This is a genomic window from Pararcticibacter amylolyticus (assembly GCF_003130405.1).
Taxonomy (GTDB): Bacteria; Bacteroidota; Bacteroidia; order Sphingobacteriales; family Sphingobacteriaceae; genus Arcticibacter; species Arcticibacter amylolyticus.
Genome location: NZ_QEAS01000019.1, coordinates 48,579 through 64,836 on the forward strand (window position 1 = coordinate 48,579; position 16,258 = coordinate 64,836).

Annotated in this window: 12 protein-coding genes; 7 read left to right on the forward strand and 5 right to left on the reverse strand. The window is 41.5% G+C overall.

Annotated elements, in window-relative coordinates:
* Positions 1–9: 9 nt before the first annotated feature.
* From DDR33_RS19750 to DDR33_RS19760, 3 genes are all read left to right on the forward strand, one after another.
* Positions 10–1,260: a class I SAM-dependent methyltransferase gene (locus DDR33_RS19750; RefSeq protein ID WP_109417532.1), complete on the forward strand. Its 1,251-nt coding sequence runs from the start codon at positions 10–12 to the stop codon at positions 1,258–1,260.
* A 587-nt stretch (positions 1,261–1,847) separates the two neighbouring features.
* A complete protein-coding gene (gene gmd, locus DDR33_RS19755) occupies positions 1,848–2,963 on the forward strand; it encodes a GDP-mannose 4,6-dehydratase (protein WP_109417533.1) in 1,116 nt (371 codons plus the stop codon).
* 637 nt (positions 2,964–3,600) lie between these two features.
* Positions 3,601–4,917, forward strand: coding sequence for a nucleotide sugar dehydrogenase (locus DDR33_RS19760; protein ID WP_317047460.1), 1,317 nt, complete (start codon positions 3,601–3,603; stop codon positions 4,915–4,917).
* Between the two features lie 209 nt (positions 4,918–5,126).
* Here the strand turns inward: DDR33_RS19760 and DDR33_RS19765 are convergent, their stop codons facing one another.
* Entirely contained in the window at positions 5,127–7,544 is a 2,418-nt protein-coding gene (locus tag DDR33_RS19765) for a PAS domain-containing sensor histidine kinase (RefSeq protein ID WP_109417534.1), read from the reverse strand.
* Between the two features lie 205 nt (positions 7,545–7,749).
* Positions 7,750–8,310: a fasciclin domain-containing protein gene (locus tag DDR33_RS19770; RefSeq protein WP_109417535.1), complete on the reverse strand. Its 561-nt coding sequence runs from the start codon at positions 8,308–8,310 to the stop codon at positions 7,750–7,752.
* Between the two features lie 322 nt (positions 8,311–8,632).
* Between DDR33_RS19770 and DDR33_RS19775 the strand changes: the two genes are divergently transcribed.
* From DDR33_RS19775 to DDR33_RS19790, 3 genes are all read left to right on the forward strand, one after another.
* The gene (locus tag DDR33_RS19775; RefSeq protein ID WP_109417536.1) at positions 8,633–8,821 is read left to right on the forward strand and encodes a hypothetical protein; all 189 of its coding nucleotides are present in this window, start codon (positions 8,633–8,635) and stop codon (positions 8,819–8,821) included.
* Positions 8,822–9,393: 572 nt separating this feature from the next.
* Positions 9,394–10,893 (forward strand): acyl-CoA dehydrogenase family protein, encoded by a 1,500-nt coding sequence (locus DDR33_RS19785; protein ID WP_109417538.1) that lies wholly within the window; start codon positions 9,394–9,396, stop codon positions 10,891–10,893.
* Positions 10,894–10,977: 84 nt separating this feature from the next.
* Entirely contained in the window at positions 10,978–11,976 is a 999-nt protein-coding gene (locus tag DDR33_RS19790; protein WP_238387874.1) for a glycerophosphodiester phosphodiesterase, read from the forward strand.
* Between the two features lie 94 nt (positions 11,977–12,070).
* Here the strand turns inward: DDR33_RS19790 and DDR33_RS19795 are convergent, their stop codons facing one another.
* Positions 12,071–12,922, reverse strand: a complete 852-nt coding sequence (locus DDR33_RS19795) for an N-acetylglucosamine kinase (protein ID WP_109417539.1) — start codon at positions 12,920–12,922, stop codon at positions 12,071–12,073.
* A 158-nt stretch (positions 12,923–13,080) separates the two neighbouring features.
* Between DDR33_RS19795 and DDR33_RS19800 the strand changes: the two genes are divergently transcribed.
* Positions 13,081–13,908 (forward strand): MBL fold metallo-hydrolase, encoded by an 828-nt coding sequence (locus tag DDR33_RS19800; protein ID WP_109417540.1) that lies wholly within the window; start codon positions 13,081–13,083, stop codon positions 13,906–13,908.
* Between the two features lie 288 nt (positions 13,909–14,196).
* Here the strand turns inward: DDR33_RS19800 and DDR33_RS19810 are convergent, their stop codons facing one another.
* Complete coding sequence (locus DDR33_RS19810) at positions 14,197–15,135, reverse strand: PAS domain-containing protein (RefSeq protein ID WP_109417542.1); 939 nt, start codon at positions 15,133–15,135, stop codon at positions 14,197–14,199.
* Positions 15,136–15,146: 11 nt separating this feature from the next.
* On the reverse strand, positions 15,147–16,160 hold the full coding sequence (locus DDR33_RS19815; RefSeq protein WP_109417543.1) for a tetratricopeptide repeat protein: 1,014 nt from the start codon (positions 16,158–16,160) through the stop codon (positions 15,147–15,149).
* Positions 16,161–16,258: the final 98 nt, after the last annotated feature.

Genomic DNA, 16,258 nt, shown 5'->3' on the forward strand with positions numbered 1-16,258 from the left:
TTAGATCCTATGCATTGCAGATTTTGTCAATCAGAACTTAAAGACGTATTCATTGATCTGGTGAATTCTCCGGCGGCAAATTCTTTCCTTAGTGAGGAGCAATTGGAGGAACCGGAAGAGTTTTATCCGCTGAAGGTTTACACTTGCAGTAAGTGCTTTTTAGTGCAAATCGCAGAGTATAAGAAACATGATACAATCTTTGATGATCAGTATGTCTACTTTTCATCTTATTCTAAAAGTTGGTTAAAGCATGCCGAGGCCTATAGCCGCAAAATGTTGTCGAGGTTTGGTTTTCACTCGGGGTCGCAGATAATAGAGATTGCCTCTAATGATGGCTATTTACTCCAGTATTTTAAAGAGCAGGACATCCCGGTTTTGGGTATAGAGCCAACTACAAATACAGCAGAGGTTGCCAGATCTAAAGGAATAGAGACAATCACCGAATTTTTCGGAAGATCTTTAGCCGGAAAATTAGCAGAGGAAGGCAGAAAGGCTGACTTGCTTATCGGGAATAACGTGCTTGCGCATGTTCCGGATATAGTAGACTTTGTGGCCGGAATGAAGCTTATACTGAAGCAAAGCGGTGTTATAACTATGGAGTTTCCTCATATAGTACAGTTGATTGAAAATAATCAGTTCGATACTATTTATCATGAGCATTTCTCCTATTTATCATTCTTTACGGTTAAGAGAATTTTTGAATCACAGGGACTCGAGCTTTTTGATGTTGAGGAGATTCCTACGCACGGTGGATCGCTAAGGATTTATGCTAAGCATAAAGAAGACTTAAGTAAAGAAATAGCTCCGGCGGTTAACCAATTGCTGGCAAAAGAAATTTATAAAGGCATAGATTCTCTGGCTTACTACAGTGGCTTTCAACAAAGAGTACAAAAAGTAAAGTTTGAACTGAACACATTTATAATAAATGCGAAGCTTTCAGGCAAGAAGGTCGCCGGGTATGGCGCTGCTGCGAAAGGGAACACATTGTTGAATTATTGTGGGATTAAAGCAGATCTGGTAGATTTCGTGGTAGATGCAAACCCCTATAAACAGAATAAATGGCTTCCGGCAAGTCATATTCCTGTTGTGGGTGAAGATGTCCTGGAAAGTGAGAAACCGGATTATGTGATTATTTTGCCATGGAATCTCAAGAGCGAAATTGTAGATCAACTGAGTTATGTAAGGTCGTGGGGAGGTAAATTTGTAACGGCGATTCCTGTATTACAGATACTAGGGGAAGTGATTTCGACGGTGTTGTAAATTTCTTTTCATTAAAGAAAAAAAGGAAGTCAACGTTTCCGTTCAAGAGTTGGGTATATACTGTGAGGAAATATTTTATTAATACGGAATGATATTTATCAGGCTCGGAACTCTGAAGAGATATGTTTTTCGAAGCATTCAATTTGTACATTATTACACTGCTTTCACCTCACATAGAATTGAGATGAAATCCTTAATGATTCAGAAGAAGCCGGCGTATTAGTTTATTTAATCTGAAATGAGCGAAAGTAAATCCAAACAATATATCCTACCCTTGTGCCCGCAGTGCGGAATTCCCTTTAAAGCACGAATTCATAGAGAATGGTTTGTAAAACTATTTCTCTTCAAGAGGCCTATAAAGAGATATTTCTGTCCCTCCTGCCGTTGTAATTATTATATCATAAAGGAACCGCTGCAGTAGTGCAGAATCCGGATTCCAGACATGCTGGCCGGGGCAGGAGAGTGGGTAAACCCCATATACCTTTCCTTATCGCCCTTGCAATCCATTCTCTATGCCCCTGTGCCAGCGATTAAAGGTTATTATTGTAGGAAACAAATTATTATTTTAGCGGCATATTAATCACTTAATGAAAAAGAAGGCCCTCGTTACAGGTATTACAGGCCAGGATGGAGCTTACCTGGCTGAACTCCTGCTGTCAAAAGGTTATGAAGTACATGGTATAAAGCGGAGAAGCTCTCTGTTTAATACCGACAGGATTGATCATTTGTACCAGGATCCACACGAAACGGATGTACGTTTTACGATGCATTACGGCGATTTAACAGACTCAACAAACCTGATCCGTATTATTCAGCAGGTTCAACCTGACGAAATATATAACCTAGGGGCAATGAGCCATGTAAAGGTGAGTTTCGATACTCCCGAGTATACAGCTAATGCCGACGGCATAGGCACACTCAGAATACTGGAAGCTGTGCGCTTGCTTGGACTTACCAAGAAAACAAGAATATACCAGGCTTCAACTTCTGAGTTATACGGGCTTGTTCAGGAAGTCCCTCAATCAGAAAAAACCCCGTTTTATCCGCGGTCACCTTACGCTGTAGCCAAGCTGTACGGGTATTGGATTACGGTGAACTACAGGGAAGCTTATGATATGTATGCCTGCAATGGCATTCTTTTTAATCATGAGAGCCCCTTACGTGGAGAAACGTTCGTGACACGAAAAATTACAAGAGGAGTGTCAAAGATTGCATTGAAAATGCAATCATGTTTGTACCTTGGAAATCTTGATGCAAAGCGCGATTGGGGACATGCTAAGGATTATGTAGAAGCGATGTATCTTATCCTGCAGCAGGATACACCAGAGGATTTTGTTATCGCTACCGGTATTACAACGACTGTACGTGATTTTGTGAAAATGGCTTTCTCAGAAGCGGGCATTGAAGTGGAGTTTAAAGGAGAAGGCGTTGACGAAAAGGGATATGTTGTCAGCTGCAGTCATCGTGATTACCAGCTGGTGGCAGGCACAGAAGTTGTTTCTGTAGATCCGCGATATTTCAGGCCTACCGAAGTGGAACTCTTAATAGGAGATCCTTCTAAGTCTATGAGCAAGTTAGGATGGAAACCCAAATATGACCTCCCGATGCTTATAAAGGATATGATGACATCGGATCTTGAATTGTTTAGACGGGAGAAGACATTAAAAGATCTCGGATATTCGATAAAGAATCAATTTGAATAGAGAAAAGGGCTCCTGCAATTGGGGCCCTTTTCATTTTAAGCCTTTTGCCTTTGTCTTCTTCTAAATCCCGGGCAGGATATTCCTGATTACTAAATCTTTCCCGGCTACTCTCCTCCACAGACAGAGAATTTAATTTTCTGACTTCTTCTTTCGATCTGGATCACGTGATAATTAGAGCGGTAAGAAACCTCTTTGTTTGAGTAATTGCGACCAGCCTGCATTCGAAGATAGTTTCACCTTTCTTTATTCAAAAGAGGAGAGATCTGGTAAGTCGCGGGCGTTGTCTCAAGGTCAGGGTTTCAGATCCTGAAACAGGCAGGAGCTACAGGTGTTGAAAAGCAAAAGGTTACATGTAAAATACATCAGTGTAAATATTGATATTAAGTGACATAAATATTACATTTGAGAATATGATAAGTGTATGATTGAATTTTTCCTCTTTTCGGCCTGTGTAGTTTACTTCGTTTGGGAATATGAAAGCTAATATTCTCCTGTATTAATAGTTTTTTCCTGATATCTGCGTGCAGTAGGATCCAAGTGTCTTAACGCGTCCTTGCGGTTTCCGTTATTTGAGCAAATTAGCTCAACTTCGATTTCTTCTTTTTAAATTTCGTCATTTCTCCCTTACTTTACACTCATGGATCAGATGGGAATTATTCCTGCAATTGATAAGGTGAGGATCGCGGTAATAGGGTTAGGTTATGTTGGCTTACCGCTGGCAGTTGAGTTTAGTAAAAAGTATCAGGTGATAGGCTTTGATATAAAGAGAGACAGAGTTTGTGACCTGAACCAGGGCTTCGACCATACAGGAGAAGTAAGTGCGTCAGACCTGAAAGATTGTATCGTCGCCGGCGGGGGAGAGGGGGACTGCGGTCTCGTTCTTACATCAGACAAGGAGAAGTTAGGTGATTGTAATATGTTCATAGTTACTGTGCCAACTCCTGTAGACCAATTTAAAGCTCCCGATCTTAAACCCTTACTTGAAGCTACGGCCATGATCGGCGGAATATTAAAAAGGGGAGATCTTGTTGTTTATGAATCAACAGTTTATCCAGGATGCACGGAGGATGACTGTGTTCCTGTTCTGGAGGCGGCATCGGGGCTCAAATTCAATATTGATTTTTTTGCGGGTTATTCTCCTGAAAGAATCAATCCGGGCGATAAAATCAATACCTTGACGAAGATTGTGAAAGTAACAAGCGGTTCCACTCCAGGGGCTGCATTACGTGTTGACAATCTTTATCGTTCGATCATTCAAGCGGGGACTCATCTTGCTCCAAGCATAAAGGTAGCCGAGGCATCCAAGGCAATAGAAAATGCGCAGCGTGATCTTAATATCTCATTTGTCAATGAGTTGTCACTGATTTTTGACCGCATTGGGATTGATACAGCAGACGTAATAGAAGCTGCGGGGACAAAATGGAATTTTTTAAAATATAAGCCTGGTCTTGTCGGCGGCCATTGCATCGGGGTAGATCCCTATTACCTGGCACACAAAGCTCAATCTCTTGGCTATCATCCTCAGGTAATCCTTTCCGGTCGAAGGGTGAACGATATGATGGGGCAGTTCGTTGCAAATAAGGTAGTAAAGCTTATGATTGCCAAGGACCATAAGATTAAAGGAGCCAGGGCACTGATAATGGGCATTACATTTAAAGAGAATTGCTCAGATGTAAGGAATACTCGCGTAATAGATATTTTCAGGGAGTTGCGACAGTTTGGGCTGGAAGTTGATGTCTATGATCCTAAAGCAAACAAAGAGGAGGTAGGGAATGAATATGGGATACAAATTCTGAAAGAGCCAGATCCTTCTGTCGGATATCAGGCAGTGATTATAGCTGTCGCTCATGATGAGTTTCGCAACTTTGACTATGATCAGGTAAGACGTAAGAATGGAGTAATCTTTGATACGAAGGGGCTTCTTGCCCGGCAGCAGGTAGATGCAAGGCTATAAGAACTTGTTTTGATGTTTTTTTATCTCGCTTAAACTATTCTACTCCGAATCTTGTTTATATAGTATGCCATATCATAGAAAGTGCCCCCTGGCAAGGGCAAAGACGGTTAGCTCTTTTACAGCTAGCCTTTGTTTTTTATACACTTTAATAATAGAATTAAATCGGTCCAGTTTTTCTACAGTCAATCCACAGGGCTACCCGGCTAGTATTAATGCGTGTAGTCGTTGAACTTTTCTTTATCAGACGGCAGACTGAAAAAGAACGTTGAGCCTTTCTCTGCTGCGCTTTCTACCCAGATCTTTCCCTCGTGTCGTTTTATAATTTCAGAGCATAAATATAAACCAATACCAAATCCTGCGATGGTTTGAGTGCGGCTATTTTGGATCCGATAGAATCTTTCAAACAACTTCTCCGCGTCTTTCGGAGCAATTCCAATGCCCTGGTCCTTCACGCTAACCCGCGCATGGCAGGCTTCTGCCTTCTCTGCTCTTACTTCTATCTCCGTGTTGTTTGGAGAGTACTTAATTGCATTGTTGATCAGATTGGATATTACCTGCCCGATTTTGTCCCGGTCTGCATATACCGGTAAAGAACCATCGGGAATAAAATTGAGGATATGTGAGTGATTGATCAGCTTTGTCTCTTCAATGATCTCATTAACCAGCTTATTAAGGTCGAAATGCTGTTTGTTCAAATCCATCTTTCCAGCTTCCAGTCTCGAGACATTGAGAAAGCTGTTAATCATTGATGTCATTTTGTTGATCTGAATATGCACTTTTTCCAGTGAAACTGTAACGAAAGCATCATTTTGTTTCTTCGCCTTTCCCAGCAGCATTTGAACATAAGCTTTAAGCGAAGTCAAAGGTGTTTTAAGTTCATGGCTGACCATTCCGATAAAGTCGTTTTTTCGTTGTTCTTCCAGCTTTTGTTCGGTAATATCCATCGCCACACCCGCAAAATGAGTTGGTTTATGATCGGAATCAAAGTGCATTTTTCCTATAGCGCGTAACCAGTGACGTTTCTGTTCCCTATGATTATTTAAGGGATATTCAATACTGTAACTTTCTCCTTTCAATAATGTGGAGTTTATGGCAGCTTCCACTTTTGCGCGTTCCTCTGGCAAGATCTGATTAACCAGATCTTCATAAGTGACGTCCTCATCATTTGAAAAGCCAAACAGTTCTTTTAATTTTGCCGAAAATGTATAGACGTTATTGCCAAGGTCGAGATGCCAGGTGCCTAGTTTGGCAGCATCAATAGACAGTCTTAGCATTTCTTCCGCCTCCTGAAGTGCTTTAGTCGCGGACATCTGACTTGTGACATCCTGCACTGTACCAATAAAACGTGTTGCTTCGTCGTTTTCGTTGAAAAAGACCTTTCCTTTGGCCTTCACCCAGCGCAATAGCTTATCATCAGCACCGATAGTCCGGTAGACAGTATCATACCCTCCATTATTTATGCTTTTATTGTAGCTGATACTGATTGTTTCCAGTACTCTTTTCCGGTCTTCTTCATGCAGCCCGGCTACAAAGTCCTGCTCAAAGGAAACGGTACGTGTATCGTTTATGCCAAATAGCTTCCGGCAACGATCATCCCACTCAAGATTGCCTGTTTTTACGTTCAGGTCAAACATCCCAAGCTCCCCGGCCTCTTTTGCAAGCTGAATTTGTTCAAGAACCCGTTCGAGTTCCATTTTGGCCTTCAGAGGCTCTGTCACGTCTGTAACTACAGACATAATCCTTTGTACCGAGCCATACTCATCTGCTACAGGCTGAATAACAATGTCGAAGAATCTGTCCTGCAGTTTGCCATCGCGTATGACCACGCTTTTAATATCACGTCCGTGGTAGGTTTCGCCTGAAATGTATACGTCTTTAAGGACTTGTAAATATGGATGGTTAGATATTTCGGGTCTGGCCTGTACTAACGGTTTTCCAATGACTTCATTCGTGCGCCCCCATATATTGAGCATCTTATCGTTTGCGATCTCAATAATGAGATCCTGTCCGCTAAATACGCAAATAGCAACAGGTGCTTCCTTTACCAGTGTACGGAAGCGAATTTCACTCTGCGCAAGGCTTCTGTTCAGGACCTGTAAATGCTCGTACGAGTCTTGCAGCTCTTCATTTATAGCTGTCAGTTCTTCATTTATGGACGCTAGTTCATGATTGGACGCGGAAAGCTCGTCGTTTAAAGTTTGTTCTCTGAGAAGTCCCTCTTTGATCAGTTGCTTTTGCTGATTCCTTTCAGTAACGTCTGTTGTGGTGTGAAGTATACAGTAAACTTCGCCTTCAGGATTTTTAACAGGCTGAAAGGTGAAATCGAAATAGAAAGTCTGTATGTTTCCATTTGTCTTAAGTCTTGTAGGGGTGTTTTTGGACTGATAAATAGCCCCTGTTCTCCAAACATTACGAAGAATAGGAATGAACGCCTGGTCCTGGAGTTCCGGAACTGCTTCTTCCAGCATCTTTCCGATTATGCTGTGGTCTTTTCCCCAAAGGCGTATCATAGCATCGCTGGCAGCTTCGATGTACAATTTCTCTGTAGTGTATATAGCGGTTGCATTTTCAGACAGAGATAGAATTTTTAGTAACTGATCGCTGCTCAGACTCGCTCTATTATTCATGGGCCGGACAAAGTGAGTTTTTATAAATATATCTATATTTTAGAAAAGCAGATAATTAATTAGTCTTGTTATTTGATAATCTTCTCATTATATCGTTTTCGCCTGCCTGTTTGTTTGAGCTGAGCTGATAAACTGAATTTGAATTGATAAGACAAAAAAAGGCCCCCGAAACAACGGAGACCTTCTATGTATAGAGAATAAGAGTTTACTGTTTGGGAAGCAATACGTTGTTAATAACATGTGCTACCCCATTTGTGCCCTGCAGATCAAATACGGTGACAAGAGCGGTGTTGCCAGATGCGTCTGACAATTCCAGGTTCTTGCTTGCGTTCACTTTAAGGGTGAGCGTTCCCCCGTCAATTGTATTAAGGGTTGCGGTACCTTTACCATCAGTCAAAGCTTTGATTATATCGGCCTTTGTATATTTTCCATTCACAACATGGCCACGTAGTGCTGGGGTTAGCTTCTCCGGATCTTTCAGAAGGCTATCCATCTGTGTTACTCCGGAAAACGCCTGGTCAGACGGTGCAAAGATCGTATATGGCCCGCCTGTGTTCAATGTGCTCTCGAGGCCAGCTGTTTTAATGGCAGAAGTTAATACGCTATTATATCCCGACTGCGAAACTGCTTGTACTACGTCGCCTGTAGCAGCGGCAGTTTGTGAAGCAGCTGCATTGTCTGAAGCAGTGCTGTCCTGTGTTTGAGCTTTAATTGTTGTGATTCCCATAGTTGCGGCAAAGGCAACCGACAAGATTATTTTTTTCATAAATGATATATTTTAATTTAGTTATGTATGTCTATACAGTAAATTCGTGCCAAAAATAGATTTTTGAGTAATTTGTTGATAAATAGGTGTTTGTGCGGCTTGTTCTGATGGTCGGGTTATTCGTTGGTTAATTTCTATACAACATAATGTTGAGCATCTCAACAACTTTATCTATTGCGCCCGTCTCTATAGTGAAGAATCCCAGGGTTACTTTTATACTGTGTTTCACAACGATTTTATCTTAAGAAGCAAACTGGCTTTCTATATTGTGACAAGAATCACTTTTTTAATTCTTTGCAATTATTAAACTTGTTCTTAAGTAATGACCAGCGTTAAAATTAAAGACGAGAAAGAAATAGATCTGCCTGTATTGGAGGAAGATGAGCCTGCGGAAGATGCTTTTGAATTTGTTCCTCTTGACCGTGCAGAAAAGCTATTTATTTGGACGAGTGTCATTTGGGGAATAATCATATTAGGGCTCATTGTTTTTTGTTTACTTAGGAATTGTTGATGTATCGAGATGGGAAGTGTTTATGTGTTTGATAATTAGATGGTTTGTTTTGCATTCGAATTAAAAAAAAAGATCGGGAACTATGCACTTTTTTAGAACAATTTCTCTGTTTTTAGCATTTAATTAAGTAGAGATAATTTGTTTTCTAACTATTAATATAAACCATTATGTCATTCTACTATGTAAATAATAACCGGCAGTACGACGGAGCGTATGAAGTCCACAAAGAAGGGTGCTGTTTCATGCCGATGAGTAGAACTTTTTTAGGCTATTTTGATAATGTTGAGGATGCGGTGAAGGAAGCGCGGAGATACCATGGCCATTGCAGAACGTGTATTTACTGTTCAACTGAATATCATCAGGCCTTGTATACTTTTCATCGCCATTCAAAGCGCTCTTAATCAATTGATAAAGATCCGGAGTTTTCTGGTCCGGTAGGACGGATTCAGATACTGATGAGTTTTCCTGCGAAAACTATCACGTTTTTTATTATCTTGTCCTCCCCGCAGTTTGCTGCGGGAGTTCATTTATTTTAATAATACACGTTCAAAAGTTCAAAGTATATTTTCTATATGACATTCGCTCCGCTTTCTTTCCCGGATTTTATTAAGGATTTTGAGGAAACATTAAAACACTTGTTTCGGGAAAAAGAAGACATCAATAAGTTGAGTTTAGACCGGGGGTTGCCTTATCAGATTATGCATGAGATTATGCTGAAGAAGCCCTTGTCGGTAGCTGTACCTGCGCAATATGGTGGCCGGGGAAGCATCGTTAAGGAATGCCTGGGTCTTCTGTCCGCTGCTTCTTATGAATCACTCTCTCTTTCGTTGATCTTCGGAATTAACATAGCGCTTTTCCTTGAGCCTGTTGCAAAGTATGCCCAAAGCGAGGTAAAGGAAGGGATATTCCGCCGTTTCCTGGAAAGCCAGAATATGGGAGGACTCATGATAACGGAACCTGATTATGGAAGCGATGCTCTTAATATGAAAACCTTTAACAAGGAAATAGCAAACGGATTCTCGATAAAGGGTACCAAACACTGGCAAGGCTTGACCGGTATGGCAGATTATTGGCTGATTGCCTGCAGGAAGGAAAACGCGGATGGCGAACTAAGCCGTGATATTGACTTCTTTATTGCCGATAATGAGCAGCCTGGTCAGAAAGTAGTGGTAGAAGAATACTATGATAATCTGGGTCTGTATATGATTCCTTACGGGCTAAACAAGCTGGATCTGGAAGTGCCGGCCAATTATAAGCTTCAGCCGGAATCTACCGGTATTAAAATGATGCTTGATATCCTTCACCGAAGCCGGATGCAATTCCCGGGGATGGGGATGGGGTTCATTAAGCGTATGCTTGACGAGGCAACTACTCATTGTACTAACCGCGTAGTTGGCGCAGGTAACCTTCTTGCAATGGATCAGATTCAATTCCAGTTGTCGCGGATACAGTCTGCTTATACCATTTGTTCTGCTATGTGTGCGAGAAGTAGCCAAATAAGCGGAATCGAGCATAATTTAGCGACAGAGGGTGTTGAAGCGAATAGCATGAAGGCAGTTGTGACTGATCTGATGCAGGAATCGGCACAACTCAATGTTCAGCTTTCAGGTGCTAATGGATACAGGATCAGCCATATCGGAGGCAGAGGAATAATGGACAGCCGTCCGTTCCAGATCTTTGAAGGGTCTAATGAAATGTTATATTCGCAGATCGCGGAAACCGTTACACGATTGATGAAAAAGAAGAAGGAATCTAATCTGTATGAGTTTCTAAGTTCTCTCGAAATTACTGCTAAACCGGTATCGCATTTTAAACCGAGCCTGAATTTTGCACTTAATGCTTCCCTCTCTCAAAGGAAGCTTGTCGATCTTGGTAAAATTATAGCACGCGTTGTGTCTCTTGGATACGTTTTGGAGCTTGGTGAAAAGGGATTCCGTCAGGATTTAATCGATAACTGCATTGTGACCGTAAGACAGGAAGTTACAGCACTTGCCAGTTCCTTCCAATTCGATAATTCAGTTAAGATCATTGAAAACTATTCAGAGCAAAGCAATTGGTTGAACTTTGTATAGTCTTTTCTGTATAATTTGAACAGAGTTACATTTCCTGAAAGAATGCGGGTCTTAGTCAGCAGAATGCTCCATATAATAATAGCAATGGCAGCGATATTTACATGTAAAGGTCAGGATCGTCCCAATCCTTTTGCGCTGGACAGCTATACCATTCCGGTCAAAGGCAGAGAGATTGGTAAAGTTGTGTCAGTAGATAATGCAGAGGGTAGAGGCAGCATTGTGGAAGACACCTCCGGCCTGTTTATGCTAGACCGGAATAACGTGTTAAAGCTAAAGAAAAACAACCTGCCTCAGAATTCCGGTTATAAGTATGAGATAAGTGTGAGCCTGGGGCGCAGGCAGTGCGACTTTATTCTGGTAAGAGATCAGTTTTTACATAATAAAGTAATTGCGCACAGGGGAGCCTGGAAGAACACTGGGGAGGCTGAGAATTCGATCGGCGCCTTACGAAAGGCAATTGAAATGGGCTGTGAAGGGGCCGAGTTTGACGTTCATATGTCAGAGGACTCTGTTTTGTTCATTCATCATGATCCCGATCTGAACGGAGTTAGGATTGAGAAAACCAAATCTTCGGACCTGGCAAAATTAAGGCTATCAAATTCAGAATATCTGCCTACTCTTGCGGCCTATCTAAAAGAAGGAATGGCCCAAAATAAAACGAAACTGATCCTGGAAATTAAGCCTTCGGTTATCAGTCCGGAGAGGACACTGGCCCTTACTGACAAAGTGGTGGCAATGGTCCATGCTATGAAAGCACAGGCTTGGGTAGACTATATCAGTTTCAGCTATGATTGTCTAAAGAGGGTCAGGCAATTGGACCCAGCGGCAAAACTTGCCTTTCTGGCCGGAGGCAAAACACCTTTGGAGTTAAAGGCGGATAAAATTGATGGTCTGGATTATCATTTTAGCGCTTTTAAGAATAATCCGGGGATAGTAAAGGATGCCCGAGAAGCTGGTATATCAACTAACTTCTGGACAGTTAATGATATCGGAGATTTGAAAGCCTTGCTGGCGGCCGGGGCAGATGTGATTACAACGAATGAGCCGGAACTTCTCTTTGATCTTCAAAAGAACAAAAGATGACAGGCAGCGCCCGTGCTGAGCCGGCGTATCGGATGTACGCTATAATGATGTAATGAGGGGCTTTGTTTTCATACAGGCCCCTCATTATTCAATATTATTCTTGTATCATGTGGGCCTTTTGGGCATGGAACTCCCTTAGTCCGCTTATAGGAGACTGGAGAATCAGTCCCACTTCCATTCCAAATTCAGCCGCAACAGATGTTAATATATCCTTGAAGTAAAATCCAACTGAACCGATACAATTAAACCGGAGTTCCTGATAACCAGGGTAAAGAGCAACGAGTTCCTGAAAGAAATCCGTAAACGAAGACCGGATCAGGTTCCGGCAATATTCATTGTCCATGTTGTTGTCAAAGAATTTGACGAACCCTGCGCAGAAACGGTTTGCCAGCGGTTTTGTATAGATGTTGTCCATGATCTCATGGCTGCTGAGATGGTACATCTTATTAAATCTCTCTTTAATTTCAGGCGGAACAGTATCCCGGATAATATCCTTAAGAAGCCTTTTTCCCATATAACAGCCACTTCCTTCATCTCCAAGTATATAAGCAGCAGAGTCAATATTAAGAGCAATGTCTTTACCATTATAGAGGCAGGTATTGGTGCCTGTTCCCAGGATTGCAGCAAAGCCTGGATTATTGCCCAGAAGCGCACGGCATGCCGCCAGCAGATCATGATCAATTTCAATTTGTGCTTTACTGAAAATCTTTCTGAATGCATTTTTCAGAATTGCTGCTTTTTCTTCATTGTGCACCCCCGCACCATAGAAGTATAACTCCGTAACATCTTCCGGATTAAAGTTTTGTGGAAGGCTTTTACTAAGAGATGCGACAATATAGTCCTCATCCACATAATATGGATTATAGCCTTCAGAATGAAAATCAATACTTGAATCAGTAGTGATCCAATGTGTTTTGGTAGATCCTCCGTCTGCAATAAGTATCATAATTGTTTATTTTTATTTTTAAAGGTAAGAAAACATAGTGTAAAATCTACACTATGTTAAATGATTCTCATCACTGTTTTGCGTGAGGTATACACGGTTTTTATTTTCAGTTGAGGAGTTTTGTATTTAACTTGGTATCTTTATACCGGAGGGGGATCATGGAGCTTTTTATCACATCTTTAAACTCAGGCAGCAACGGAAATTGTTATTATGTAGGGAACAGGCAGGAGGCGATTCTAATTGATGCTGGTATATCCTGTCGTGAAACTGAAAGAAGAATGAAAAAGCTGGGGCTTTCTATGGATAAAGTCAGGGCTGTATTTGTATCGCATGAGCACTCCGATCATATAAAAGGGATTCCTGTTCTCTCAAAAAAATATAATCTGCCTGTTTATATTACCCAGCGAACCCTCCAGCGTGGTGGCCTGTCAATTCCCAACCACCTGATATTCTCATTCAGTCCGCATACGTATACCGAGATAGGTAAGCTCCGTATCCTGGCCTTTCCGAAGTATCATGATGCGTCAGAGCCTCATAGTTTTATAGTAAGCTATAACGACCTGAATGTGGGCATTTTTACTGATATCGGCAGACCATGTGAGCATGTTATAAAACAGTTCGGAAGATGTCATGCCGCTTTTCTGGAAGCTAATTACGATGAAGCGATGCTTGACCAAAGCAGTTATCCATATTTTCTGAAACAAAGAATAAGAGGAGGGATGGGGCATCTTTCCAACAAACAGGCGCTGGAGCTTTTTATTTCTTACCGGTCTCCCCAATTGCGTCACCTTCTGCTTTCTCATTTGTCCGAGAATAATAATTGTCCCGATTTAGTTCATTCAATGTTTACCGGCCATTCTGAAGACACAACTATTGTTGTTGCATCGCGCTATGCAGAGACCGCAGTTTACACAGTAAGCCCGGCTGAATCAGCCAGCCCCTTAACCTACCAGGAAGCGCTGTCTGGTCAACTGCAATGTTTTTGATGTTGTTCGTTTCCGAAGAATAAGATTTCGTATTTCAGATTAAGGCTAAAAGATCTTATTTTTGGACATTGCAAAAACCAATTATAATAGGGTGGATTCGATGTCAGGAGTTAAAGTAGAAAAGAAAGGTGATTCTCTGTTAATATGTCCATTTTGCGGACTTCCTTTAACAGCAAGAATTAAAAGGCAATGGTTCATTAAAATGATTTTGTTCCGAAAGCCGGTAAAGAGATATGCGTGTGGCTCATGCAGGCATAAGTTTTACATCATTAAAGAAAAGTTTTAGTCTTAAGCCATTATGTTCGGGGGAGTGTCATTTTCTCCGGTATTAATATCTTTAGCAATTATTCTGATGGCAGAATCAAGGTCTGTCGCACTTTGTTCAAGAAGATTATTCAATTCGGCAAGCTCATACGGGCTTTGCGATTCTTTGATCAGATAGGTAAGTCCCAGGATCGATGCCACAGATTTCCTGATAGCGTGAGAGTTGGCCCATGCGATTTTCCTGAGTATGTTGTTTTGCTCTTTTATTTTCTCTTCTCTTATTTTTTGCTCTGTGATGATATCATGAACTAAAATGAAACTCTCCACAGTGCTCTGAGAATTGTATACAGAAGTGACATTTATTTTAACCCAATATTCTTCCCCCTGTTTAGTATAGTGGAGGGCCTCCATGCTAAAAAAATCTTTATTATCCCATGGTTGTGAATTGTTCAGTTCTTCCATTCCGGAGCCAGTTCCATGAAGGAAGTCAGGTTTTTTTCCTCTGGCTTCTTCAAAAGAATACCCTGTGAATTTTTCAAATGCACGGTTCACCCAAGTTATCAATCCCTCGCTGTTGGTTATAATAACGATGTTATTAATGCGGTCTATTACATCGGCAAGCCTCTTGTTTTCCGCGAGAGATCTCTGTATAATTATAATTTTATTTTCGAGTTCCTGTTTCAGGCATTGGTCGCTTTCGTGTAATTCCTGTAAGGAGACATACTGTTTTTTTATAGTAACAAAAAGAAGCCAGCCCGTAAGAAGGATAAAAAAAATACCTTTTCCTGAATTTAGTGCCTGAAGTGAAATTCCCTTCTGTGCGAGGACGCTGACTAGCGGATCACTGGTTAAAATCCAGATTATGCTAACCGTAACATATAAAACGGTAATTTTTAATGGCCTTGATACTTTCAGAGTCAGAAAATTACTCTTCGCCGGCGAGTTATACTTTTTTCCTTTCATATGGGAGATACTCAATTCCCTTTTTCATACTTTGCTATCCAATCCTTTAGCTGTTCTGTCTGCTGACCGTGAGCAGTAAGCCAGGTTGCCGCATTTTTATCTGTCTTCTGCCTGATGTAGTACGAATAAGTAATGAGATCGGGAGACTGGCTGAGCTTATGGAAGAAGGGCACTATCTCTGTAGTGAAAAAAGAACTCTTTTGTTGCTTTTCAGAATATTCTCCCATCATAGAAAAAATTGACTGTAACTGTTCCGTAAACAGGTCTGGTTTTTTAACCGGTTTGTTAGCTGCAATCTGTACCGCAGACCGGATTATCTGGTTAAAAGCGATCGCTTCGGAATCCAGCTTTGGGAGCTTTATTCCCGGCTCTTGTTTCAAAGTCCCCCCTCTCAGGATGCTTTGAATGTTGTTGTATGCTTCTTCCGCGTGAGGCCCTCTGGGTTCGAGTAAGAGAAGCGTACAAAGACCAAGTAATGCCTGAGCCCGTTTATTCTGATGAAAAGAGACTAATGAATAAAGCCGTATAGTCGCCGCGTGTTCACGGTCCGATGCAAATGCTTTGACAGCTGCCTTTTCAGCTTCATCATACCGCCGGCTTCGAAAATAAACAAGCCCGAGCCCGTAAAGGAGATGATGGTCTGCCGGGGCAATCCTGAGACCATTTAAGTAGCTGTCAATTGATTGCCTGGTAAGCCCCTGCTGGTCGTAGATTCCCCCCAAAAGCTGGTATGAACTGGTAATAATTGTTTTCGATGCATCCGACCTTACCACATCTTCGAGATAAGGAATTGATTCCCTTCCCCGTCCCGCTGCTTCCAGCGAAAAAGCAAGATTGTATTTAACTGTAATATTGTTTGGTTCTATGGCTAAAGCCGATTCATATTGGTTTATAGCGCCCTTAAAGTCTCCGCTTGCATTCAATTGGTTCCCCTCTGTTATCAGGGATTTTATGTCCTGAGATTGACCCGTAAAAGAGAAAGTAAGCATTAAAATCAGGAGAATAATTCGTTTGCCGATCTGCATATTTAAAGATAGAAAACTTTGCAGACTGTAAAGGGTAAATGTTTTAGTGCATTTGAGTGGATAGGGGGACAGGAATATTCATTCATTCAAAACTATCC

Bases quoted from the DNA above. Each gene is read 5' to 3' on its own strand.
- DDR33_RS19815 (WP_109417543.1), bottom strand. From the start codon at position 16,160: ATGCAGATCGGCAAACGAATTATTCTCCTGATTTTAATGCTTACTTTC.
- DDR33_RS19785 (WP_109417538.1), top strand. From the start codon at position 9,394: ATGACATTCGCTCCGCTTTCTTTCCCGGATTTTATTAAGGATTTTGAG.
- DDR33_RS19795 (WP_109417539.1), bottom strand. From the start codon at position 12,922: ATGATACTTATTGCAGACGGAGGATCTACCAAAACACATTGGATCACT.
- DDR33_RS19760 (WP_317047460.1), top strand. From the start codon at position 3,601: ATGGATCAGATGGGAATTATTCCTGCAATTGATAAGGTGAGGATCGCG.
- DDR33_RS19790 (WP_238387874.1), top strand. From the start codon at position 10,978: ATGGCAGCGATATTTACATGTAAAGGTCAGGATCGTCCCAATCCTTTT.
- DDR33_RS19765 (WP_109417534.1), bottom strand. From the start codon at position 7,544: ATGAATAATAGAGCGAGTCTGAGCAGCGATCAGTTACTAAAAATTCTA.
- DDR33_RS19775 (WP_109417536.1), top strand. From the start codon at position 8,633: ATGACCAGCGTTAAAATTAAAGACGAGAAAGAAATAGATCTGCCTGTA.
- DDR33_RS19770 (WP_109417535.1), bottom strand. From the start codon at position 8,310: ATGAAAAAAATAATCTTGTCGGTTGCCTTTGCCGCAACTATGGGAATC.
- DDR33_RS19810 (WP_109417542.1), bottom strand. From the start codon at position 15,135: ATGAAAGGAAAAAAGTATAACTCGCCGGCGAAGAGTAATTTTCTGACT.
- DDR33_RS19800 (WP_109417540.1), top strand. From the start codon at position 13,081: ATGGAGCTTTTTATCACATCTTTAAACTCAGGCAGCAACGGAAATTGT.
- DDR33_RS19750 (WP_109417532.1), top strand. From the start codon at position 10: ATGCATTGCAGATTTTGTCAATCAGAACTTAAAGACGTATTCATTGAT.
- gmd (WP_109417533.1), top strand. From the start codon at position 1,848: ATGAAAAAGAAGGCCCTCGTTACAGGTATTACAGGCCAGGATGGAGCT.